Origin of the sequence: Marinobacter sp. CH_CUG1437-1 (assembly GCF_037029655.1) — a bacterium.
GTDB lineage: Bacteria > Pseudomonadota > Gammaproteobacteria > Pseudomonadales > Oleiphilaceae > Marinobacter > Marinobacter salsuginis.
Genome location: NZ_JAYMEW010000008.1, coordinates 84,029 through 106,627 on the forward strand (window position 1 = coordinate 84,029; position 22,599 = coordinate 106,627).

The 22,599-nt window shown below is 59.2% G+C and carries 23 protein-coding genes; 8 read left to right on the forward strand and 15 right to left on the reverse strand.

Going from position 1 to position 22,599, the window contains the following annotated elements:
• Nucleotides 1–2: 2 nt before the first annotated feature.
• From WA411_RS17425 to WA411_RS17445, 5 genes are read left to right on the forward strand one after another with little or no spacing between them, the layout of a single operon-like run.
• A complete protein-coding gene (locus tag WA411_RS17425; RefSeq protein WP_291908384.1) occupies nucleotides 3–1,127 on the forward strand; it encodes an HmuY family protein in 1,125 nt (374 codons plus the stop codon).
• 4 nt (nucleotides 1,128–1,131) lie between these two features.
• Nucleotides 1,132–2,205: a hemin-degrading factor gene (locus tag WA411_RS17430; protein WP_291908387.1), complete on the forward strand. Its 1,074-nt coding sequence runs from the start codon at nucleotides 1,132–1,134 to the stop codon at nucleotides 2,203–2,205.
• The gene (locus WA411_RS17435) at nucleotides 2,202–3,056 is read left to right on the forward strand and encodes a heme/hemin ABC transporter substrate-binding protein (RefSeq protein ID WP_336119298.1); all 855 of its coding nucleotides are present in this window, start codon (nucleotides 2,202–2,204) and stop codon (nucleotides 3,054–3,056) included. Before WA411_RS17430 ends, WA411_RS17435 begins: the two co-directional genes overlap by 4 nt.
• Nucleotides 3,046–4,083, forward strand: coding sequence for a FecCD family ABC transporter permease (locus tag WA411_RS17440; protein ID WP_291908391.1), 1,038 nt, complete (start codon nucleotides 3,046–3,048; stop codon nucleotides 4,081–4,083). The genes WA411_RS17435 and WA411_RS17440 overlap by 11 nt, the downstream gene beginning before the upstream one ends.
• Nucleotides 4,083–4,904 carry a heme ABC transporter ATP-binding protein gene (locus tag WA411_RS17445; RefSeq protein WP_291908393.1) on the forward strand — a complete coding sequence of 274 codons (822 nt, stop codon included), beginning with the start codon at nucleotides 4,083–4,085 and terminating at the stop codon, nucleotides 4,902–4,904. Before WA411_RS17440 ends, WA411_RS17445 begins: the two co-directional genes overlap by 1 nt.
• On the opposite strand, the gene trmL is transcribed toward WA411_RS17445, so the two are convergent.
• From trmL to traF, 5 genes are all read right to left on the reverse strand, one after another.
• Entirely contained in the window at nucleotides 4,862–5,326 is a 465-nt protein-coding gene (trmL, locus tag WA411_RS17450; protein WP_209400174.1) for a tRNA (uridine(34)/cytosine(34)/5-carboxymethylaminomethyluridine(34)-2'-O)-methyltransferase TrmL, read from the reverse strand. The genes WA411_RS17445 and trmL overlap by 43 nt on opposite strands.
• A gap of 5 nt (nucleotides 5,327–5,331) precedes the next feature.
• Nucleotides 5,332–6,510, reverse strand: coding sequence for an acetyl-CoA C-acetyltransferase (locus tag WA411_RS17455; protein WP_291908396.1), 1,179 nt, complete (start codon nucleotides 6,508–6,510; stop codon nucleotides 5,332–5,334).
• Nucleotides 6,511–6,637: 127 nt separating this feature from the next.
• Complete coding sequence (locus WA411_RS17460; RefSeq protein WP_291908398.1) at nucleotides 6,638–7,384, reverse strand: pteridine reductase; 747 nt, start codon at nucleotides 7,382–7,384, stop codon at nucleotides 6,638–6,640.
• Nucleotides 7,385–7,393: 9 nt separating this feature from the next.
• Nucleotides 7,394–8,515, reverse strand: a complete 1,122-nt coding sequence (locus tag WA411_RS17465; protein ID WP_291908400.1) for a multifunctional CCA tRNA nucleotidyl transferase/2'3'-cyclic phosphodiesterase/2'nucleotidase/phosphatase — start codon at nucleotides 8,513–8,515, stop codon at nucleotides 7,394–7,396.
• A 178-nt stretch (nucleotides 8,516–8,693) separates the two neighbouring features.
• A complete protein-coding gene (gene traF / locus WA411_RS17470) occupies nucleotides 8,694–9,995 on the reverse strand; it encodes a conjugal transfer protein TraF (RefSeq protein ID WP_291908402.1) in 1,302 nt (433 codons plus the stop codon).
• A gap of 248 nt (nucleotides 9,996–10,243) precedes the next feature.
• Between traF and WA411_RS17475 the strand changes: the two genes are divergently transcribed.
• Nucleotides 10,244–10,792, forward strand: a complete 549-nt coding sequence (locus WA411_RS17475) for an LPP20 family lipoprotein (protein ID WP_069181845.1) — start codon at nucleotides 10,244–10,246, stop codon at nucleotides 10,790–10,792.
• An 18-nt stretch (nucleotides 10,793–10,810) separates the two neighbouring features.
• Complete coding sequence (locus tag WA411_RS17480) at nucleotides 10,811–12,016, forward strand: flagellar assembly protein T N-terminal domain-containing protein (protein WP_291908405.1); 1,206 nt, start codon at nucleotides 10,811–10,813, stop codon at nucleotides 12,014–12,016.
• Between the two features lie 12 nt (nucleotides 12,017–12,028).
• Here the strand turns inward: WA411_RS17480 and WA411_RS17485 are convergent, their stop codons facing one another.
• From WA411_RS17485 to trhP, 8 genes are all read right to left on the reverse strand, one after another.
• Entirely contained in the window at nucleotides 12,029–12,499 is a 471-nt protein-coding gene (locus tag WA411_RS17485; protein ID WP_069181843.1) for a SufE family protein, read from the reverse strand.
• Entirely contained in the window at nucleotides 12,500–13,042 is a 543-nt protein-coding gene (gene sufT, locus WA411_RS17490; RefSeq protein ID WP_069181842.1) for a putative Fe-S cluster assembly protein SufT, read from the reverse strand.
• A 40-nt stretch (nucleotides 13,043–13,082) separates the two neighbouring features.
• Nucleotides 13,083–13,436 (reverse strand): HesB/IscA family protein, encoded by a 354-nt coding sequence (locus WA411_RS17495; protein ID WP_291908408.1) that lies wholly within the window; start codon nucleotides 13,434–13,436, stop codon nucleotides 13,083–13,085.
• 13 nt (nucleotides 13,437–13,449) lie between these two features.
• Nucleotides 13,450–14,703 carry an aminotransferase class V-fold PLP-dependent enzyme gene (locus WA411_RS17500; RefSeq protein WP_291908410.1) on the reverse strand — a complete coding sequence of 418 codons (1,254 nt, stop codon included), beginning with the start codon at nucleotides 14,701–14,703 and terminating at the stop codon, nucleotides 13,450–13,452.
• A 6-nt stretch (nucleotides 14,704–14,709) separates the two neighbouring features.
• On the reverse strand, nucleotides 14,710–15,996 hold the full coding sequence (gene sufD, locus WA411_RS17505; RefSeq protein WP_136631293.1) for a Fe-S cluster assembly protein SufD: 1,287 nt from the start codon (nucleotides 15,994–15,996) through the stop codon (nucleotides 14,710–14,712).
• A gap of 12 nt (nucleotides 15,997–16,008) precedes the next feature.
• Complete coding sequence (gene sufC, locus WA411_RS17510; protein WP_069181838.1) at nucleotides 16,009–16,782, reverse strand: Fe-S cluster assembly ATPase SufC; 774 nt, start codon at nucleotides 16,780–16,782, stop codon at nucleotides 16,009–16,011.
• Between the two features lie 225 nt (nucleotides 16,783–17,007).
• Nucleotides 17,008–18,456 carry a Fe-S cluster assembly protein SufB gene (sufB, locus tag WA411_RS17515; RefSeq protein WP_069181837.1) on the reverse strand — a complete coding sequence of 483 codons (1,449 nt, stop codon included), beginning with the start codon at nucleotides 18,454–18,456 and terminating at the stop codon, nucleotides 17,008–17,010.
• Nucleotides 18,457–18,942: 486 nt separating this feature from the next.
• A complete protein-coding gene (trhP, locus tag WA411_RS17520; RefSeq protein WP_291908413.1) occupies nucleotides 18,943–20,262 on the reverse strand; it encodes a prephenate-dependent tRNA uridine(34) hydroxylase TrhP in 1,320 nt (439 codons plus the stop codon).
• A gap of 158 nt (nucleotides 20,263–20,420) precedes the next feature.
• Here trhP and WA411_RS17525 point away from each other — a divergent pair, with 158 nt between their 5' ends.
• Nucleotides 20,421–20,777, forward strand: coding sequence for a helix-turn-helix transcriptional regulator (locus WA411_RS17525; RefSeq protein WP_014578227.1), 357 nt, complete (start codon nucleotides 20,421–20,423; stop codon nucleotides 20,775–20,777).
• Nucleotides 20,778–20,783: 6 nt separating this feature from the next.
• On the opposite strand, the gene fabB is transcribed toward WA411_RS17525, so the two are convergent.
• The gene (gene fabB, locus WA411_RS17530; protein WP_291908416.1) at nucleotides 20,784–21,995 is read right to left on the reverse strand and encodes a beta-ketoacyl-ACP synthase I; all 1,212 of its coding nucleotides are present in this window, start codon (nucleotides 21,993–21,995) and stop codon (nucleotides 20,784–20,786) included.
• An 11-nt stretch (nucleotides 21,996–22,006) separates the two neighbouring features.
• The gene (gene fabA, locus WA411_RS17535; protein ID WP_069181834.1) at nucleotides 22,007–22,516 is read right to left on the reverse strand and encodes a bifunctional 3-hydroxydecanoyl-ACP dehydratase/trans-2-decenoyl-ACP isomerase; all 510 of its coding nucleotides are present in this window, start codon (nucleotides 22,514–22,516) and stop codon (nucleotides 22,007–22,009) included.
• Nucleotides 22,517–22,599 lie beyond the last annotated feature (83 nt).

The window sequence follows — 22,599 nt, forward strand, 5'->3', positions numbered from 1 at the left end:
CCATGGATCTTTTCGATACCAGACCCCCGGCCATTGTGCTGGCCGCCCTGGCTTTGACGGCCTGTGGCGGAGGCAGTGACAACTCCATTGCACAGGACGACGCGGATGATGTCAGCAGTTTTTCCGAGCAGTTGATGCCCGCAGCTACGGAGACGGTCTATCTGAATCTGGAAACCGGAGCGATGGTGGAAGAAGGCGATAACTGGCACATCGCTGCCAGCCGGTTGAGCTTCAAAGTAAACAGCGGTGCGTCGGGAACCGGCCGTGTTGGTGGTGCCCTGGCCATCGCCCAGGACGATTTCTACGACGGTAACGGGGATCCCGACGCGAACGTATTTACCAACGCCACCGCCAACTCCGAGCAGGAGCATTTGCTGGGCATTCTCGAGGAACCGGCAAACTGGCAACAGGATGCCTTCGCCAGCGCGTTCGGGGCGTCCGACGCCTGGTCCCAGTACGATTTCGCCACCGGGGTCATCTCCGAACAGTCGGACGTTGGCTATCTGGTGCGATCCGCCGAGGGCGACAGCTTCGCCCGGATGCGGGTTGTCGACTTCAACTTCCCGACCCGCGAGGGGCAGGGCATTGAGGATTTCACATTGGAGTTTGATGTGCAGGCCTCCGGCGCGTCGCAATTCAGTGCCACACCTGTCACATTCACGCCGCCCACAGGCTACGACGGCGGCGATGCGTGCTTCGATTTTGATTCGGCAACTGTTGTTGATTGCGCGACCAGCGACCTCTGGGATGTCCAGATCGGTTTCTCCGGACGCGACTGGTACCTGAAATCCAACAGCGGCGTGTCCGGCAACGGCAGTGGCGGCGCCTCTGATCCGATGACCTGGACCGAGCTTGCAGCCAATGACAGCGATCCAGGGGTTCCCCAGCTTTACAACACGGACTCAACCGGCGGGGTATTCGCTGATAACACCTGGTACGCCTACAACCTGACCGATCAGCACAAGATCTGGCCAAACTTCCGGACCTTCCTGATCAAGGCGGATATCGATGATTCGGAGTCCATGGTCTGGGCGCTGCAGATTGTCGGTTACTACGACCAGAACGGAACCAGCGGCCAGCCGACCGTGCGCTGGCTGCCGGTTGAACTTCAGCAGGCGCAGGAGTAACCCCATGCAACAGACAGCGATGGCAACAGGCACGGCAACCGGGTCGCTCGCAGCGCGCTGGCGGACACTGCAAGAAGCAGAGCCAAACATGAGGATCCGCCAGATGGCGGACAAGCTGGGCGTCAGCGAGATGGAGCTGGTTCGGCTGCGTGGCGGCGATGCACTGATTCCTCTCAAGGACAACTTCGGGGAACTTCTAAAGGCCCTTGAGAGCGTCGGGCCGGTCATGATTCTGAGCCGTAACAACGAGGTGGTTCATGAGGTTACCGGCACCTTCAAGGATTTCACCAGTGGCAGGTCCGGGGCCATGGGGCTGGCCGTCGGCGAGATCGATATCCGGGTCTTTTTTAAACACTGGGCCTATGGCTACCAGGTGCAGGAACAGGTTCGTTCCGGGTCAAGGGAGAGTCTGCAGTTCTTTGATCATTACGGCGCTGCGGTCCACAAGATCTACCGGGTTGCCGATACGGATGGCGAGGCATGGGAGCGTCTGGTCCATTCTTTCGCCGATCAAGAGCTGAGGCCGTTCAAGTCTCGGGGCACGCGCCCGGTTCCTCAACGGGTAGCACCAGAAGCCGTCAACACAGAGGTTCTCCGAGAGGGCTGGCGGGAACTCAAGGATGTCCATCATTTTGGTGCGCTTTTGAAACGGGCGGGTACCGATCGTTTGACGGCGCTGGAACTCCTGAGAGGCGAATGGGCGACCGAGCTTGAGCGTACCGATGGCGACGTGCTGGACCGGCTACTGGAGCTGCTTCGGGATAATCAGTGCTCGGCGATGTTCTTCGTCGGCAATCCCGGCATCGTGCAGATATTCACGGGCAAGGTGGCCAATCTGCGCCGTACTGGGCCCTGGATGAACGTTCTGGACAGCGGCTTCAACCTCCATGCCAACACCGAAGCAATCCGGCGCTGGTGGCTGGTCCGCCGCCCCTCTGCAGACGGGATTATCACCTCAGTAGAGGCCTTTAACGCCGACGGTGAGCTGGTGTTGACCGTGTTTGGTGAGCGCAAACCCGGCATTCCGGAATCCGAGCTCTGGCGGGAGCAGGCGGCGACCCTGGAGGCTTTGTCATGATATCGAGGGTTCTTGGGTGGCTCCTATTGGCTACTGCAATCGCGTCTTCCGCCCAGGCGGGGGATTCGCCGCGGGTTGTGACGGCTGACGGAGCAATTACCGAGATTGTGTACCGACTGGGCCTGGAGTCATTGCTGGTAGGCGTGGACACCACCAGCGGTTATCCGGAACAGACCGACTCGCTGCCCAAAATTGGCTACCTGCGGGCGTTACCTTTTGAAGGGGTGCTCGCACTCAAGCCCGATCTGCTGATTACCTCCGAGCAGGCCGCTCCGGAAGAAAACCTGGAGCGACTGGCCAGGGCGGGTGTTCAGGTCGAGAAACTGTCGTCGGCAAGAACACCGGATGCTGCGTTGGAGCGCATTGTTACCGTGGGTGAATTGCTGGGCCAACAGGAGCGGGCACAGACCCTGGCCTCCGAGCTCCGGTTGCAGATCAACCGTATCCAGCAGGCATCGCAATCCCGGGGAAGCCGGCCGAAGGTGCTGTTCATTCTTGCAGCTGGCAATCACTCGGTGATGCTGGCGGGCGAAGAAACCGCTGCTTCAGCACTGCTGAATACCGTTGGCGCGGACAATGCGGTGTCCGGCCTGAAGGGCTACAAGCCGGTCAATAGGGAGGCCATCCTGGCTTCCCAACCGGATGCCATCGTGATTGCCGAGTCTACGCCCGGCCAGTTTGCCATCGGTTCCTGGCCGGAGGTAGAGCGTCTCGACGCCTGGCAGAGCGGGCACCGGCTGGTAGCAGACGGGATGCTGTTGCTGGGGTTTGGCCCGAGGCTGCCCGATGCCATGGCTGCGGTAAACGAAGTATTGCCGGCATCCTCGAACGTGTCAGCCAATGATTCGTGACGCCGCGGGCCGGTTCGGTTTTACGCCGTCACTGGTGGTCGGGTTACTGGCCGCCGTGCTCGTTGCCCTGGTGTCCGTTACCAGTGGCGCCTATCCGCTGGCATTCACCGATATCCTGAGTGTGATCACCGGTCGGGAAGCGAGCGATCCGGTGGCTTCGATGGTGCTGCTGGAAGTACGGATGCCGAGATTCCTGCTCGGCTTTCTGGTTGGAGCGGTGCTGGCAGTCTCTGGCGCCCTGCTGCAGGGACTGTTTCGCAACCCTCTGGCCGACCCGGGTCTGATCGGGGTCTCCGCCGGCGCCTCCCTGGCGGCCATTGCGGTGATCGTGCTGGGTAATACCTGGCTTGGCGGTTGGCTGGCCATGACCGGTGAATGGGCCTTACCCATCGCCGCGTTTCTTGGGGGCAGCGGTACGGTGTTGCTGGCCTGGCGCATTGCCAACCGCTCGGGCCAGACCGCCGTGGCAACTCTGCTGCTGGCGGGGATTGCAATCAACGCCGTAGCGGGCGCCGCCACCGGATTGCTGACTTTCTATGCCAATGACGAGGAGCTGCGTTCGCTGACGTTCTGGACCATGGGCAGTCTCGGCCATGCCGGCTGGGATGACTTGCTGGTTGGGGCTCCGTTCATGCTGTTGGCGTTATTGGCTGCTCCGTTGCTGGCCCGTCCATTGGATGCGTTTTTGCTTGGCGAATCAGTGGTCGGGCACCTGGGCTATCGCACCGATACCGTCAAGAAAGTCGCCATTCTGGTGGTCGGTCTGGGTGTTGGAGCGGCCGTTGCGTTCAGTGGGCTTATCGGGTTTGTCGGGCTGGTGGTGCCCCACCTGGTTCGCCAGTTACTTGGTGCCAGTCATCGGGTGGTGTTACCCCTCAGTGCCCTTGTGGGCGGCACACTTCTGGTGGCGGCGGATTCCCTGGCAAGGGTGGTTGTAGCGCCGGCGGAACTTCCCATTGGCCTGATGATGGCGCTGATCGGCGGCCCCTTCTTCCTGGCGCTTCTGTTGAGGACAAAGGTTATCTGATGGTTCTCTGCGTAAACAATGTCCAAATATCCGTTGAGCGATCAAGGATTGTCCACGGCATGGATTGCCAGTTGGCTGCAGGGGAGCTGTTGATGCTCCTGGGCCCGAACGGCGCCGGCAAGTCGACCTTGCTCAAGGCCATCAGCGGCGATCTGCCCTACATCGGCAACGTGATGCTTTCCGGGCGGGAACTCGGGTATTGGCGCCCGGAGCGGTTGGCCCGTCAACGCGCCGTCATGCCCCAGCGGGTGGAGGTGAATTTCCCGCTAACGGTCGAGGAGGTGGTGCATCTGGGTCGCCCCGGAGCGGCCCGGCGTGGCAGTGATCCGGCGGTGGAGAGGTTGCTGAACGAACTGGATATTGCTCACCTGAAGCATCGGCTCGTCCCGGGCCTGTCCGGAGGTGAGCAGCAGCGGTTGCAGCTGGCACGGGTGCTGGCCCAGATCATCGACAGCCCGGGCGACCGGTTGTTGTTGCTGGACGAATGCACCTCCGCCCTGGACCCGGCCCATCAGCAATTGGTGCTGGATCTGGTCCGACGTCTGGCCAAAGAAGAGGGTGTGGCGGTTCTGGCGGTTGTCCACGATCTGAATCTGGCGGCCCAGTTTGCAGATCGCCTTTTGTTGATGAAGGCGGGCCATCTTGTTCAGGAAGGGGCTGCGCGGGAAGTGCTCACGCCTGACCTGCTTGAAACGGTTTACGGCTTTGCCGCACGGGTTGTGGAGCTTGAGGAGGGCTACCCGATGGTGGTGCCACGGCGCAGCGGGCTCTCGGGCACCTACACCGCGCCCTGGAATCCCAGTTGCCGCCAGGCCTCGTAAACCACCAGGGCCGCGGTGTTGGAAAGGTTCAGGCTGCGGCTCTCCGGCTGCATGGGAACCCGCAGGCGATGCTCGGGCTGCAGGCCTTCGCGAACTTCCGCAGGGAGGCCACGGGTCTCCGGGCCGAACATCAGGTAGTCGCCATCCTGATACTGCACCTGATGGTAGTGAGTGCTGCCTTTGGTGGTCAGGCCGAACAGGCGTTGCGGTTGCTCGCTGGCGAGAAAGTCCCGGTAATTCCGGTGAATCCTGACCGACGCGTACTCGCTGTAATCCAGCCCGGCCCGCCGCATCTGCTTGTCTTCCAGGTTAAAACCCAGCGGTTCAATCAGATGCAGCTGACAACCGGTGTTGGCGCACAGCCGGATAATATTGCCGGTATTCGGCGGTATCTCCGGCTCGTACAGCACCACGTGGAGCATGAAGCTTAGCGCTCGACAGCCAGGGCAACGCCCATGCCGCCACCGATGCACAGTGTGGCCAGACCTTTGTGAGCGTCGCGGCGAACCATTTCATGCAGCAGGGAGACCAGGATACGACAGCCGGAGGCGCCGATGGGATGGCCCAGGGCAATGGCACCGCCGTTCACGTTTACCTTGCTGGTGTCCCAGCCCATGTCGCGATTGACGGAAATGGCCTGGGCGGCAAAGGCTTCGTTGGCTTCCACCAGGTCCAGGTCATCCACGCTCCAGCCTGCGAGTTTCAGGCAGCGCTGGCTGGCGGGAATCGGGCCGGTGCCCATGATGGTCGGGTCCACGCCGGCGTTGGCATGGGCCTTGATGGTGGCAATCGGAGTCAGTCCCAGCTCTTTTGCCTTCTCGGCACTGCAGACCATCACGGCGGCGGCGCCATCGTTCAGGGAGGAGGCGTTGCCGGCGGTCACGGTGCCGTCCTTCTTGAACGCTGCACGCAGGTTACCCAGGCTCTCGGCGGTCACGCCATCGCGCGGCCCTTCATCGCGGTCTACCACGATCGGGTCACCTTTGCGCTGGGGGATGGAGACCGGAACAATCTGGCCATCGAAGTAGCCGGCACTGCGGGCGGCGGCGGCTTTCTGCTGGGACGCCGCAGCAAACTCGTCCTGTTCGTCACGGCTGATACCGTATTTCTCGACGATGTTCTCGGCGGTAATGCCCATGTGGTAATCGTTGAAGGCATCCCAAAGGCCGTCCTTGATCATGGTATCCACCATGGACCAGTTGCCCATGCGCTGACCGTTGCGGCTGTTGGGTAGTACATGCGGCGCCTGGCTCATGCTTTCCTGGCCGCCGGCAATCATCAGTTCGGCGTCGCCGCAACGAATCGCCTGTACAGCCATGTGCACGGCCTTCAGGCCGGAACCGCAGACCTTGTTGATGGTCATTGCGGGTACAGAGGCAGGAATGCCCGCGTTGATGGCAGACTGGCGAGCCGGGTTCTGGCCGCAACCGGCGGTAAGCACCTGGCCGAGCACCACTTCGTTGATCTGGTCGCCGGCGACGCCGGTTTCTTCAAGGATTGCCTTGATCACAGCGGTTCCCAGCTGGTCTGCGCTCAGGCTGGAGAGACCTCCGCCAAAGGTTCCGATAGCAGTTCGGCGGGCGGCAACGATTACGACATCACGCATGGGAATTCTCCGGATCAGAGGCACGCGGGGAAGCAGGCCCGGCGCGTGCAGGATTGAAAATTGACGGCATTGTATCCGGAAAGCGGCGCCCGGCCAAAGTAGGCAGCCTTGGAGGCCACTGTCTGGATTACATGTTCAGGCTTCGGCCACCATCCACGGCGATCACCTGACCGGTGATGAAAGGCGCATCGCAGACCAGGAATGCGATGGTATGGGCAATATCATCAGGATTCCCGGTGCGGGCCAGTGGGGTCTTCTCGAGAATCGCCTGCTGCGCGGTCTCGTCCATTTCGGCCTCGCCCTCGGGCCAGAGGATTGCCCCGGGGGAAACCCCGTTGACGCGCACATCGGGTGCAAGGTCCTTTGCCCAGGAACGTGTCAGGGCGGCTAGGCCGGCTTTGCTGGCGCAGTACAACGGGTGGTCGTCGATAGGTCTTTCGCTGTAGATATCGATCATGTTCACCACACAGCCTCGATTTTGACGCAGTTCAGCAAGACACGCCTGCACCAGAAAGAAAGGGGCTCTGAGATTGGTATTCAGGATGGTGTCCCAGTCGTCTTCGGTGGCGTCCCCGGTCGGGGTGGGGTAGAACACCGATGCATTGTTCACCAACGCGTCCAGTCGGCCCCAGTGTTCGACGGCATCACGGGCCAACCGGGCTATCTCGGCTGTCTGGCTCAGATCCGCCTGAAGAGCACAGGCGGAGTCTGGCCTCTGGCGGTTCATCTGCGCAATCAGTGAGTTCGCCTGCTCTTCACGGCTCCGATAGTGAATCACCAGGTTCCAGCCTCTTTCGTGAAGTGTCCGGGCCGTCTGTGCGCCAAGACGGTGGGCTGCGCCGGTGACCAGGGCAACGGGTGTTGTGGACGGCATGGTGACTCCTCAGTGGTTGGTCGGGGCGATGGCATCGCCGATACGTTTCAGGCGCTCAGTCCGGATTGCGCTGCCCAGCTCCTTGCCTTTGTAGCCCCGGGCGAGGAGAGTTTTTGGGTCAACACCGGTAGCGGCCCCAGAGGCGGTTCGAAGCAGGTTCAGTGGGCCCGGCCTGTCGGAAAGAGCGCATTCGAGCACGTTCATCAGTTGCGAAAAACGTTCCGGGCGGCGCCAGAAGTCCGCCTGGTCCAGCAGGTCCAGCAAGGCTTCGGCTTCAGGGTGCTGAGCATCGATGTTCCTGATTTGTGGCTTGAAGGCTGTAACCAGTCGCGCCAGGTTCTGGCAATCATTGGGGGCTTTCAGTGCCTTGGCTCGTGCCACGGCTGCAGAGTCATCCAGGGGGGAAAGCAGGGCGGCAAAGCGTTCTTCCGTCTGGGCGTCAGATTGGTTCTGGACACAGCCAAGCGCCGCGATCGCAAGTTGAAACACCTTTTCGGGTGCCAGTTCCGGAATGAGTACCTCCAGGGCCCCGCAGTCCCGGAGAACGTCGAAAAAGGCCCGGGGCGCCTTTTCATGCAGTGCCCGCTGAAATTCCTGCCAGACCCGTTCCGGAACCAGGTGATCCACTTCTCCGCTAGCCACCATTTGCTTCATCAGGCCCATGGTCTGATCGCACACGCTGAATCCAAGTGGCTGAAAGCGGGCTGCGAACCGGGCGGTGCGAAGAATTCTCAGGGGGTCTTCGGCGAAGGCTTCCGAGACATGGCGGAGCTTGCGATCTTTTATATCGCTTCGGCCCTTGAAGGGGTCCACCAAGGCGCCGTCTTCGGTTTTGGCTATCGCATTGATGGTCAGATCCCGTCGCCGCAAGTCCTGCTCGAGGGTGACATCCGGTGCGCTATAAACAGTAAAACCGTGGTAGCCGCGCCCCTCTTTGCGCTCGGTGCGAGCCAGGGCATATTCTTCCCGGGTGCGGGGGTGCAGAAAGACCGGAAAGTCCGCGCCCACCTGTTTGAACCCCTTGGCAAGCATTTCCTTTGGTGTCGCGCCGACCACCACCCAGTCCCGGTCCTTGACCTCAAGGCCGAGTAATTCGTCACGAACGGCACCGCCAACCAGATAGGCCTGCATGGAATGTCTGATTCCTTTCGGGGGAGTGTGTCGGTGGATTATCCGGTTCCAGGGCAGGGCAGGCAAACCTGTAACACGACAGGCCATAAAAAAGCCCGCCCGTGATAGCCATGGGCGGGCTTTAATCGGAAGTTGGAGGCAGATCAAACCTTCATCTGCTTCCTCTTTCAGTTTTTGATCAGAACGCGGTGCCAAGCTCCAGGGCTGCGCCCACATCCGCATCGCTGTAGAGGGCGCCGAGATCAAGGCGGACGCCAACAATGTTCAGGCCAAGACCGGCGGTGAACTGGGTTTTCTCTTCAATGCCGTCGTTGTCATCGTTGCTGGCCATGTTGTGGCGAACGCCAAACCGAAGCTGCGCGTAACGGAAGGCATCGAATTCGGCGCCGAGGGCTGCCCACTGGGTGTCGTCCTCGAAGCCAAAGGCTTCCTTCTTGGTCAGGTCAATTTCTGCAGTAACTACATGGTATTCGCTCTTGTGAGCAATGCCAGCTGTAACCATCGGGTCGAGCTTCAGTGTACGAACTTCCTCTCCCAGCAGCGGCCGGCTGGCGGCGGAGTCCAGTTCCATGGGGATCAGGTTTTTAACAACAATACCTGTGTTCCACTGATTGGAGTCACCGAAGCTGTAGGCTGCACCAACGTCCACGTTGAACCCACTCTTTTCGGTCTGATACTGGTCGTCATCGAATTCGTCATCTTCGAAACCGGAAACCGACTCGGTGTACTGGAACGTGCGCAGTTCAACGTATTTCGGTGAAAGGCCCAGCTGGAAGCTGTTGCCATTCTGCAGCTCAAAGGAGCGGGCAAAGCTGATGCCCACTTCCCCGACGGCGGATGCAAGTATCTGTCCCTGCGATGTCAGATCCAGGTTGCCATTCGTGCTGATCTGGTCGACGGCAATTTGCACGTCCTGGGCCGATGCGGCATTGGCAATGTTGTCGAGGGCGCTAATATCCTGGTCAGAGACATCACCACGAACCGTCGCCGTCAGATTACCATTGGTGAATATGCCAACAGAAAGGGATTGTCCGGGCACAGCCAGAGCCAATCCAAGACCTGCGTTCACTCTCATGGTGTCCCTGTCGAATTCGGTCAGGCGATTGCTCAGATCTGCCGCACCATCCTTAATTACCTGTTCGTCGTCTGTATTCGGATCAAAGCCGGAAACGAGCGATTCCAGATCCGTGATTACATCCTGAATATCGTCTACCTGATCAACTGTTTCTTCTTCATCGGCTGCCCGGGCGTTCACCGAGGGCAGCATCAGCCCGAAATCATCGTGCCAGCTATGGTGATCCGCAGCCATCATTGCCGGGTTGTCCGAGGGCGCTGTAGAAGGTGTTGCAACCGCCACCCCTGTGCCGCCCATGGCGAATGAGCGTGCAGACATAAAAGACTGGGGGCTGGCCAGTGTTGATGAGGTGGCAATGGATAGGCCGATGGCCACAGAGAGTTTGGTCAGACGATGTCCGGTCATGAAGAATCCTGTAGTGTAAAAAAGCAAAATAGATATGACGTACTAGAAAGGTTAATGCAGAACGTTTTCCAGCGCATGACGCATGGGGTAACGGTTTGTTTTTGATGTGTAAACGGAGGCAGTTTTTTGCCGCTTGGGGATTGCAGAATGAGAGGAATGGACGTTGTTAATCGAAATATCAGTGGTTTAGAAAAACTGGCGTAATTTTTTCATGGGCAAGCGGAAATGATGTTTTCTGGAGACACGCAATGAATCTTCGCTGGATACTCATGCTTCTGTTGGCGACAACGGTTGCAGCCTGTGCGCCGATTGGCAGCCACCAGGGGGATAACGGCAGCCAGCCCCGCCAGGATACGATGCTTGAGCCGATAACGGTGCGGGTGAGCGGTCTGGGGACCTATGAGGATGTTGCGGCCGACCGTTCGGATACCCGCAAACGTCTGATGGCCCGGCGAGCGTCCCAGCTGGATGCTTACCGCAATCTCGTGGAACGCGTATACGGTACCGTCGTATACGGCAGTTCCACCGTGAACGATTTTGTCTTGCGCAATGATATGTTCAGAACCTACGTCGACAGTTACATACGGGGCGCGAAGCTGGTCGCCGTGAACGAGCACAGCGACGGCGTGTTCGAGACCGTGATGGAACTGAAACTTGAGCCCCGTTTCCGGGCCTGTGTCGCCGAGGTGGCTGATGATCAGGTGCAGGATCTCTGCCCGATCCCCATGCCTCAGGAGAATGACAGCGTGGGCGATGTGCAGAGCAAGGGCGTGGATTCCCTGTATTACCTTGATTGATCGAGAGTACTGAAAGCTATGAAACGCTTGCTGTTACTGGCTGCATTCGGGATGCTCGCCCTTGTTCAGGTTTCGGGTGCCCAGGCTGTTGTCCTTGAAGGTGTTGGCCACGCCAATATCCACAACGGAAATCTGGAAGCCGCCCGGGCCGAAGCCCGCAAGGCGGCGATCCGGGACCTCTCGCTCCAGTACGAGGCCAGGGTAAGCACGCACGACACCATGAAAAACGGCGTTATCACCGAATCCCGTATGGATCTGGCCTCAAGCGCCAGAGCCCGGAACGTGCGGATAATTGATGAGTACCAGAGTGGTAACCTGTTACGGGTAATTGTTCGTGGAGATATCAGCGAGAGTCGCAGCCAGTGCGGCGCGGGCGATGCCGGCCGGCTGAAAAAGCGGGTCGCGGTGACCGGCTTCCCGATGCTGTATCCGGACCAGGCCAGGGTAGGGCGAATTGACGATGCCGGCGAGATCTTGCCGCAACAGCTGCAACAGCGTTTGGTGGCCCAGGGCGGTCTGCAGGTTTTCGGCGCGACCACTTCAAGAATGTTTACCGACCTGCTGAACGCACCGACGGTTCAGCAGAACGACAATCGATTAAGCAACGTACTCGAGCTGGCCCGTGAAATGGGTGTGCAGTTCGTGGTGACCGGGGTTATTCGGGATCTGGGTGTGGCAGACCCGTCGGCCTGGGGTACTTCTGTGCTTGACAGGATGCAACGGGGCATTGGCATGGTGGATCAACGCCGTCGGTTCGCGGCTGATCTGATTATATTTGACGGATTCAGCGGTGCGCCTGTCTACCGGCAGAGGTTTGCGACAGCAGCCCAGTGGGATGCTGGTCCGGGAAGTTCTGCCGGATTTGGTTCAGCGGGCTTCCAGAAGACCGCCTATGGACAGGCAGTGAACGGTTTAATCGGGGAAATGGCGGCCGCCGTGACCGAGGCGTTGGCGTGTCAGCCCTTTATTACCCGGATTGCGCGGGTGGACGGCCACGGGGTGACGCTGGAATCGGGGGCTACCGCCGGGCTCAGGCCGGGCGACGAGTTGAAGCTTTACCGGAGCAAGCGCTATCTGGATGCTCCTGAAGATTCTCCGGAGCTACATGACACCGAGGTCACCGTCACTCTTGATAGCGTTCAGCCCCATTTCAGTCGGGGCACGATGCCGCAGCTCGGCGGCATCTTGAACATCCAGAGAGATGATATCGCGATTATCTGGTAAGGCGGGTAGGTATCAGTTGCTGGCGCCGGCCGCCTCTGCAGCCGCAATATCCCGGATTTTCCCGACCATGGCCCGAAGGCCGTTGCCCCGGGTCGGCGAAATATGGCGGAACAGGTCCAGTTGCTCGAACAACTCATCGATGTCGGTTGCCAGCAGGTCCCTCGGGGTTTTGCCGTTCAGGGCAACCAGAATGATGGCGGCCAGCCCGCGTACAATCATGGCGTCTGAATCAATCAAGAGGTAAAGCCGGCCGCTGTCTTCGTCGAAGTGGTGGATCAGCCAGACCTGGCTCTGGCAGCCGTGAACATAGTTTTCCTCAACCCGGGATTCCTCCGGGAAGGCAGGAAGCTGTTTGCCCAGATCGATGATGAAAGCGTAGCGCTCTTCCCAGTCGTCCAGCAGCTCGAAGCCATCCAGAACGTCTTCCAGGGTGGTGTCTTTGCCAAGGGGGTTGTTCAGAAAGTCCTGTTCACTGGCAGTCATTTACAGCATTCCCAGTTCGAGTTTGGCTTCGTCGGTGAGCATGTCGTTGCTCCAGGGCGGATCGAAAGTCAGCTCAACGGTGACTTTGTCCACGTTGGGCACGTGCTCGAGCTTGGTTTTCACATCCTCGGTAATCACCGGGCCCATGCCGCAACCGGCGGCCGTCAGAGTCATCAGGACGTAGACGTGGTTGCCGTCTTCGGTGCCATTTTCAATCTTGCACTCGTAAATCAAGCCAAGATCCACCACGTTTACCGGAATTTCCGGATCGTAGCAGTTTCGCATGGCTTCCCAGACCTGGTTTTCGTTGACGGTGCCGTCTTCGGGAGTTTCGAAGCTGCTTTCCAGGGGCTTTTTGCCGAGGGCATCGGCATTGTGGCCTTCAATGCGGGCGAGATTGCCATTCACGGCAACGGTAAAGGTACCGCCCAGTGACTGTGTGATGGTCACAAAGGTGTCCGACGGAATCATGATTTCGGTTCCGGAAGGAACAAGGCGGGCTTCCACCTCGCGTTTGGTCAGGACCACTTCCCTTTCTTGCATGCCTGTTCTGGCCTCGCTTGATTCAATCTTGGGTGTCGTATTACGCGACGGTAAAGCTCTCGCCGCAACCGCACTCTGCGGTGGCGTTCGGATTGCGGAACTGAAACATGGAGTTCACGCCTTCCGTCACGAAATCGATCTCGATGCCGTTCACCAGTGGCAGATGTTCTTCTTTCACGAAAACATCAACGCCATCAATGTGAAACACCTTGTCGTCGGCGGCGGCGTCATCCACCCATTGGGTTTCGTATTTGAAGCCGGAGCAGCCACTCTTTTTGATGGCCAGCCGGATGCCTTTGGCCTCCGGCTTCTTCTCCAGCTGCTTGCGCACGTGCTTGACCGCACTGGGCGTCATGGTGACGGCAACGGTCGGGGTGAAGACTTCGGCTGTCATGATTCCACCTCCATCAGGCAAACAGACGCTGGACTTTCTGCAGGGCGGTAAACAATGTATCCACCTCGTCCAGTGTATTGTAGAACGCGAATGAGGCCCGGGCTGTACCGGGAACTCCATAGAAATCCATCAGCGGCATGGCGCAATGGTGGCCGGTGCGGATCGCAATGCCCTGCTGATCCAGCAGCGTGCCTATATCACTGGGGTGCAAACCGGCAATTTTAAAGGACATGACCGGCACTTTTTGTTTGGCGGTGCCGATGATCTCCATGCCGGGTACGGTTTCCACCAGCTGGTTGGCCCGCTCAAGGAGGGAGGCCTCGGCCGCTTCCATGCCAGCACGGTCCAGACCGTTCAGGTAGTCGATGGCTGCGCCCAAGCCCACCGCCTCGGCAATGGCCGGCGTGCCGGCCTCGAATTTGTAGGGCAGGGTGTTCCAGGTGGTCCGCTCGAAGGACACCCGCTCGATCATCTCGCCGCCGCCCTGGTAGGGAGGTATTTCCTCCAGCAACTGGGCCTTGCCGTAAAGCACGCCAATACCGGTGGGGCCAAACAGCTTGTGCGATGAGAACACGTAAAAGTCGCAGCCCAGTGCCTGCACATCCGGCTGGTAATGGGGTACTGCCTGGGCGCCGTCCACCAGGGTAATGATGCAGTGCGCCTTTGCCTGTTCAATCAGGGCTGCCACGGGGTTTACGGTGCCAAGCACGTTGGAAACATGGGTGATTGCCAGTACCCGGGTTTTTTCATTGAGCAGGCTGGTGAAGAATTCGAGATCCAGCTCGCCGTCCGGGGTTACCTGAACAGGAACCACTTTTGCACCCGTGCGCTCGGCAATCATCTGCCAGGGCACAATGTTGGCGTGGTGCTCCATGTGGCTCACCAGAATCTCGTCTCCGGCCTTCAGGCGAGGAGCCAGGCCGTTGGCAACGAGGTTGATGGCCTCGGTAGTACCACGGGTCCAGATGATCTCCCGGGTACTTTCCGCATTCAGGAAGTTTCGGACAGTCTCACGGGCCCCTTCGAACGCAGCGGTCGCCCGGTCTCCGAGCGTGTGGGCGCCACGATGGACGTTGGAGTGCATCTCACGGTAATACCGATCCATGGCGTTCAGCACGGCCTCAGGCTTCTGGGCCGAGGCACCATTATCCAGATACACCAGGGGCTTGCCGTTCACCTGCTGAGACAGGATCGGGAAATCCCGGCGAACGGCGTCCACATCAAAGGTGGTGCGCTTGGCTGTGCTTGCCACGGACAGATCGGTCATAACCGCTTACGCCTCCTGGAATGTCTGTTCGAAGAAGTGGTTCAGCCGGCCCTGGACCGTTTCCCGCACTGCTTCAACCGGAATCTGTTCCACCAGCTCGTTGATAAAGGCCATGGTGAGCAGAACGTTCGCCTCACGCCGTCCGATGCCTCGTGAAACCAGGTAGAACAGAGAGGTCTCATCCAGCTGGCCGATGGTTGCGCCATGGGCACACTTTACGTCGTCGGCGTAGATTTCGAGTTCCGGCTTGGTATCGATTTCTGCCCCGTTGGACAGCAGCAGGTTCTTGTTGTTCATATCCGCATTGGACTTCTGGGCGTCCTGATGGATATGAATCCGGCCATTGAACACGGCATGGGACTGATCTGCTGCAATATTGCGATAGGTTTCCTCGCTGTTGCAGTGGGCAGCCACGTGCTCAATGGTGGTGTGGTTGTCGTAATGCTGTTTTCCCTGGGTAACAACCACGCCGTTAAGCTTGCACTCGGCGCCTTCGCCTTCCAGCCGAACCTGCAGATCGTGCCGGCGGAGCGGGCCGCCAAACCCGACAGTGTGGCTTTCGAACCGGGAGCTGCGTTGCTGCAGGACACCGGTAGAGCCAATGTGCTGGACATTCTCGCCTTCCATGTTGAGGCGAATGCTGGTGATGTTGGCGCCCTCTGCGACGTTGAACTCGGTAACGGTGTTAACCATGACCGGGGCCGAGCCGCTGGAGATATATTCCTCTACGAGCGTAATCTGGCTGTGACGGCCGGCGTCTACGAAAATACGCGGGAAGGCCGAACCGCTGGCCTCAGCTGTGACTTCGTGAACGATGAACAGCGGCTGGTCGAGCACAGCGTCCGGCTTCAGGCGAATCAGCAGACCGTCTTCAAAACGGGCGGAGTTCAGCCGCGCCATCTGGACGGCTTTGTTGTCCAGGGTGCTGTCCAGACGGTCCGCCAGATCACTGGCCTCCTCGTCGCTCAGATCACCGAAACTCTGGATGCTGATGCCGTCCAAGTCCGGGTATTCACAGGCCTCAGGCATCATCACGCCATTGAGAAACGCGACCTTGTAACCGGGCACTGCCAGACTGCTGCCGGTCTTGCCTTCCGCCGGCAGCGAAATAGCCATCTCGTCGGTCAGCTTCAGGTACTTGCTGGAGTACTTCCAGTTTTCGGTTTTCCGGGTTGGCAACGGCATGTCGACCAACGCGGTACCCCGTTGCTTGCGCAGGGCGAGCAGCGGCTCCGGCAGTGACTGACCGGCCGGATGCAGGAACGCGGTGGAAAGCGTGGGTGCTGGTTTCATTCCGCGACCTCCTTAATTGGCTGAACTGTCGGCAGTTTCTTCATCCTTGATGCCCAGCCAGCCGTAGCCGCGTTCTTCCAGCTCCAGGGCCAGCTCGCGGCCACCGGATTTGATGATCTTGCCGCCGGCCAGCACGTGCACGTAATCCGGCACGATGTGGTTCAGCAGACGCTGGTAGTGGGTCACCATCAGGATGGCGCGGTCTTCAGCGCGCAGAGCGTTTACGCCGTCAGAAACAACCTTCAGGGCGTCGATATCAAGGCCAGAATCGGTCTCGTCGAGAATTGCCAGCTTCGGCTGCAGCAGCAGAGCCTGAAGGATCTCGTTACGCTTCTTCTCGCCACCAGAGAAGCCTTCGTTGACACCCCGCTTGAGGAATGAGGGATCCAGATCCACCTGTTTGGAAATCTCTTTGGCGAGCTTCATGAACTCGGCCGCGTTCATCTCGTCCTGGCCCTTGTGCTGACGCATGGCGTTCACGGCGGTACGCAGGAACTGCAGGTTGCTTACCCCGGGGATTTCCACCGGGTACTGGAATGCCAGAAAGATGCCTTCACGGGCGCGCTCTTCGGTTTCAAGTTCAAGCAGGTTTTCACCGTTCAGGCTGATCTCACCCTCGGTGACTTCAAATGCCTCGTTGCCTGCAAGCACCTGCGACAGGGTACTCTTGCCAGAACCGTTCGGGCCCATGATGGCGTGAACTTCCCCGGCCTTGATTTCCAGGTTGATGCCCTTGAGGATTTCTTTGCCCTCAACGGATGCGTGCAGGTTCTTGATGCTCAGCATTTGTGGCTTCTCTCTCGTTTAACCGTTGAATTCTGATGTTCACCCTGGTCTTGCTGACCGCTGAATCGGGTGAGTCAGCCATCGGGCAGGCCCTTCCGGGATACGCTGTAAATACGTCCCTGTACGCTCGTTGAAATCATCCCTGATTTCGACGATCCCGGAAGGGCCTGCCCGACGGCTTCCGCTATGCTTTTGCGTTTGCCGTCCTGTTAACCAGCGGAGCCCTTAACCGACGGACCCTTCGAGGCTGACCTCAAGCAGCTTGCCGGCTTCGACCGCGAACTCCATGGGCAGCTCCTTGAAGACTTCTTTGCAGAAGCCGTTCACGATCATGGACACCGCCTGCTCCGGGTCGATGCCGCGCTGGCGGCAAAGGAACATCTGCTCGTCGCTCACCTTCGAAGTGGTCGCCTCGTGCTCGACGATGGCCGACTTGTTCTTGCTCTCGATGTACGGGAAGGTGTGCGCGCCGCAGCGGTCGCCGATCAGCAGCGAATCGCACTGGGTGAAGTTACGCGCGCCTTCCGCGCCGGGACCGAATTTAACCAGGCCACGGTAGGCGTTGGAGCTCTTCCCGGCGGAAATCCCCTTGGAGATGATCGTGCTGGAGGTGTTCTTGCCCAGGTGAATCATCTTGGTGCCGGTGTCGGCCTGCTGGAAGTTGTTGGTCAGGGCCACGGAGTAGAACTCGCCAACACTGTTCTCGCCACGCAGGACGCAGCTGGGGTACTTCCAGGTAACCGCTGAGCCAGTTTCGACCTGAGTCCAGGAAATCTTGGAATTCTTGCCGATGGCAGCGCCGCGCTTGGTAACGAAGTTGAAGATGCCGCCTTTGCCTTCTTCGTCGCCCGGGTACCAGTTCTGTACGGTTGAGTACTTGATCTGGGCGTCGTCCAGGGCCACCAGCTCGACAACTGCTGCGTGCAGCTGGTTTTCATCCCGCATGGGCGCGGTGCAGCCTTCAAGATAGCTGACGTAGCTGCCTTCGTCGGCGATGATCAGGGTGCGCTCGAACTGACCGGTGTTGGCCGCGTTGATGCGGAAGTAGGTGGACAGTTCCATAGGGCAGCGAACGCCTTTGGGCACGTAAACGAAGGTGCCGTCAGAGAAGACCGCTGAGTTGAGCCCGGCGAAGAAGTTGTCGCCATGGGGGACAACCGAACCGAGGTATTTCTGCACCAGTTCCGGGTAATCACGAATCGCCTCGGAAATGGAGCAGAAAATCACACCGGCCTTGGCCAGCGGTTCCTTGAAGGTGGTTGCCACGGAGACGGAATCGAACACCGCGTCTACCGCCACGCCCGCGAGCTTTTCGCGCTCGTGCAGGGGAATGCCCAGCTTCTCGTAGGTTTTCAGCAGTTCCGGATCCACTTCATCCAGACTCTGGGGCATGTCTTCCTTGCGCTTGGGCGCGGAATAGTAGGAAATCGAGTTGTAGTCGATTTTCGGGTAGCCCACGTGGGCCCAGTCCGGCTCTTCCATCTCGAGCCAGCGACGGTAGGCTTTCAGACGCCACTCCAGCATCCACTCCGGCTCTTTCTTGATGCCGGACAGGCGGGCGATAACGTCTTCATTCAGGCCGGGCTCGAACGTGTCGGATTCGATGTCTGTTACGAATCCGTGCTCGTATTCCCGTTTGATCAGCTCGTTCACCTCTTGGTCGGTGGTCGCCATGATCGTCGCTCCGTATTCTCTCATCGCGGGCTTTCGCCCTTGGTGTCGCCGGCAGCCTCAAGGATGGGTTGCCGATCGGATATCATCAGTTTGTGTGTTGCAGTGGTCGCTCGTCCTGTGAGTACGCCCTGCAATCGCTTTTTGGATGACGGATTGCCCAGGCTGTCACTGGTAACTGAGCAAAAAAAGCAGCCTGGATCCATCGCTTCTGGCGAGCGATTATACAATACCAGAGTAAAATAGTCAGGTATTAATTTGTGCGTGGGGTGATTATACCTTAATCGGCCTTTGGGGCACTAAGGGGGTGGTAATGAGGCTGATAGCCTGGTTCTTGTAGGACTGAAGTTTTTGAGGTGAGTGCAGGGCGGGGTGAGCGGGAAGCCTCCCCAGACACGCCGTGAACCCATCCATGGGGGCTTGGTGTTGCCATCCCTGGCAACACACAGTCTGGGGAGGCTTCCCACTCACCCCGCCTCAGACTAATTGCTAGTCGCCGGTAGCCAGGATTCTGGTGAGGTAGCTGTGCTCCAGAGTCTTTGGAAGATCAGCCGGTTTCGGAATGCGAACGATATGCCCGCTGCCTGGCGCATAGTCCATGGACTGGCCGTTTCGGTTTTCCATGGTGCTGGCGGAGAAGCGAATGTTGCCGGCCGGGCTGATCAGTTCCAGTTGGTCGCCGGGGGCGAATTTGTTTTTCACATCGATGGTCAGCCATTGGTCGTCGGTATCGGTGATGGTTCCGACCACCTGCTGGGTGCCGAGGAATGAGGAGCCCTGTTCGTAGGTCTGGTACTCGCGGGGCATGTGGCGGCGGAGGAAGCCTTCGGTGTAGCCGCGGTTGGAGAGGGCTTCCAGTTCGTCCATCAGGTTCATGTCGAAGGGCTTGTCCTGCATCGCCTCGTCGATGGCGCGGCGGTAGACCTGGGTGGTGCGGGCCACGTAGTAGGTGCTTTTTGTACGGCCCTCGATTTTCAGGGAGTGGACGCCCATCTTTGCCAGTTCGGCGACGTGCTGAACGGCTCTCAAATCCTTTGAGTTCATGATGTAGGTGCCGTGCTCGTCCTCGTAGGCGGGTATGTAGCCGCCCGGCCGGTTGGGTTCTTCCAGCAGGATTTCTTTTGGTGTCATTTCCTGTACGTCGCTGCCGCCGCAGGTGGCGATCAGGTCGCCGGTCTGGTCGTGGCCGTGCTGGACCTGCTTGTAGTTCCAGCGGCAGGCGTTGGTGCAGGCGCCCTGGTTGGCATCCCGGTGGTTCATGTAGCCCGAGAGCAGGCAGCGACCGGAGTAGGCCATACACAGGGCGCCGTGTACGAAGACTTCCAGCTCCATGTCCGGCACCCGGTCCCGGATCTCGCGAATCTCATTCAGTGCCAGTTCCCGGGAGAGGATGACCCGGCTGATGCCCTGTCGGCGCCAGAATTCTACGGTAGCCCAGTTCACCGCGTTGGCCTGTACCGAGAGATGGATAGGCTGGTCTGGCCATTTTGCCCGCACCAGCATGATCAGGCCGGGATCCGACATGATCAGGGCATCGGGTTTTTGCTCCAGTACCGGTTCCAGATCCCTGAGGTAGGAGCGTACCTTGTCGTTGTGAGGTGCTATGTTGGAAACAAGGTAGAACTGTTTGCCCAGCTGGTGGGCCCGTTCAATGCCGGCGCCGAGGGCTGCAACGTCTTTGAAACTGTTGTTTCTTACTCTCAGCGAGTAGCGGGGCTGGCCGGCGTAGACAGCGTCGGCGCCGTAGGCAAAGGCCGTTTCCAGGTGTTCGGGGGTCCCAGCGGGGGCGAGCAGTTCCGGGGTGTTCATAGTGGCTCCGGGGGATTCTGAAAGCGGGGCATTTTGCCGTATGCGGGCGGATGTTCCCTTGATCCTGCTCAAAGGTCGTATTGATTGTTTTCGGCTAACATGTGTACGCTCACGGTTCCGGTATTTCGAGCCGATGCGTTGCAAAGGAGGAGTTCCAGATGGCATCAAAGCCTCTGACGCCAGAGGTGGCGCGGGCTTCGCTGAGTGTCAGGGTCAGTTCCCTGATCAGTGTTCAGCTTGCCCGTGGCAAGGTTGGTGTGGAAGTCGTGGCGTCGCAGCTGCATATGAGCCGTTACACGCTGCACAAGAAACTGAAGCGTGAAGGGCTGACATTCGCCCGTCTGCTTGAAGATGTTCGGCGTCGGCAGGCGCTGACTTATATGCAGGATAGGACCAAGCCGCTGGTGGAAATTGCCGAGCAGCTCGGGTTTTCGGAGTTGAGCGCATTCAGCCGGGCTTTCAAGCGCTGGATGGGGACATCCCCGGCTGAATACCGCTCTGTCAGGCTTTCCTGATCAGGCTCAGACTTTCTTGAACACCAGCGTGGCGTTGGTACCGCCAAAGCCGAAGCTGTTGCTCATCACCAGGTCGAGGTTCTGGTTGTCCATGCGCTCACGGACAATCGGATAACCTTCTGCGCCTTCGTCGAGTGTCTCGATGTTGGCAGACGGCGCAATGAAACCTTCACGTTGCATGATCAGGCTGTAAATGGCTTCGTGCACGCCGGCGGCACCCAGGGCGTGACCACACAGGGGCTTGGTGGAGCTCAGCGGCGGAATCTTGTCGCCAAATGTCTCCTTCAGCGCTTTCAGCTCGGTTACATCACCGGCCGGTGTGCTGGTGCCGTGGGTATTGATGTAGCTGATCTCGCCATCCAGGTTTTTCATGGCCTGCTTCATGCACCGCACTGCGCCTTCGCCACTCGGGGCGACCATATCCGCGCCGTCTGAGGTGGCGCCAAAGCCAACCAGTTCCGCCAGGATATTTGCGCCACGGGCCTCGGCGTGTTCCAGGGCCTCAAGTGCCAGCACGCCGCCGCCTCCAGAGATGACAAAGCCATCCCGGTTTGCGTCATAGGTGCGTGAAGCCAGTTCCGGCGTGTCGTTGTATTTCGTCGACAGGGCACCCATGGCATCGAAAAGCAGGCTCAGGGTCCAATGGATATCTTCACCGCCGCCGGCAAACATCACATCCTGGCGCCCGAGCGCAATCAGGTCGGCGGCATGGCCGATGGAATGCGCGCTGGTGGCGCAGGCGGAGGTAATGCCGTAGTTAATGCCGCGAATACCAAACCCGGTTGCCAGTGACGCGTTGATCGCGCTGCCCATGGTGCGCGGCACGCGATAAGGGCCAACACGGCGGATGCCGCGGTCGCGATGTGTGTCTATGGAATCCAGCAACTCAACCGTCGACGCGCCACCCTGACCGAAGATAATGCCGGTGGTATCGGCCTTGATGTGTTCGTCGGTCAGCCCGGCCTGTTCGATAGCCTCGCGCATGGCCAGGTAGGTATAGCCGGAAGCCGGGCACATGAAGCGCCACAGTTTACGGTCAATCAATTCCGGTAGGTTCAGGTTGATCTGGCCGCAGATGTGGCTGCGCAGACCGTTATCCCGGGCTTCTTCGCTGAAGCCTATGCCGGAACGGGATTCCTTGAGGGACTGGGCGACTTCCTTCTGGTTGGTACCAAGGCTGGAAACGATGCCCATACCGGTGATTACAACACGACGCATCCTGTTAACTCCTAAAAATCATCGGTCGAAGTGAACATGCCAACCCGCAGGTCTTTGGCTGTGTAGATTTCCCGGCCGTCTACTTCCATCCGGCCGTCAGCGATTGCCATGGTCAGCTTGCGCCTGATCACACGCTTCAGATCCAGGTGGTAAGTGACCTTCTTGGCTGTGGGCAGCACCTGGCCGGTAAACTTCACTTCGCCGGCGCCCAGTGCGCGACCCTTGCCTTCACCGCCACCCCAGGCCAGGAAGAAGCCAACCAGCTGCCACATGGCATCCAGGCCAAGACAACCGGGCATCACAGGATCATCAACGAAGTGTACCTTGAAAAACCACAGGTCCGGATTGATGTCGAGCTCCGCTACCAGGCTGCCTTTGCCGTAGAGGCCGTCGTCGTCTGCGATATGCGTGACGCGGTCGAACATCAGCATCTCGTTGATGGGCAGACGCATGGAGCCAGGGAAGAGCTCGCCATGGCCGCATTTGATCAGGTCTTCTTTATCAAAATGATCCGGGTTCATAGTGCCAGTGTCTCTGTTACAAAATGATTTCCTCATACTTTAGCTCGAATTTCACGAGGAGCTATTGACCTTTAGTGGATGAT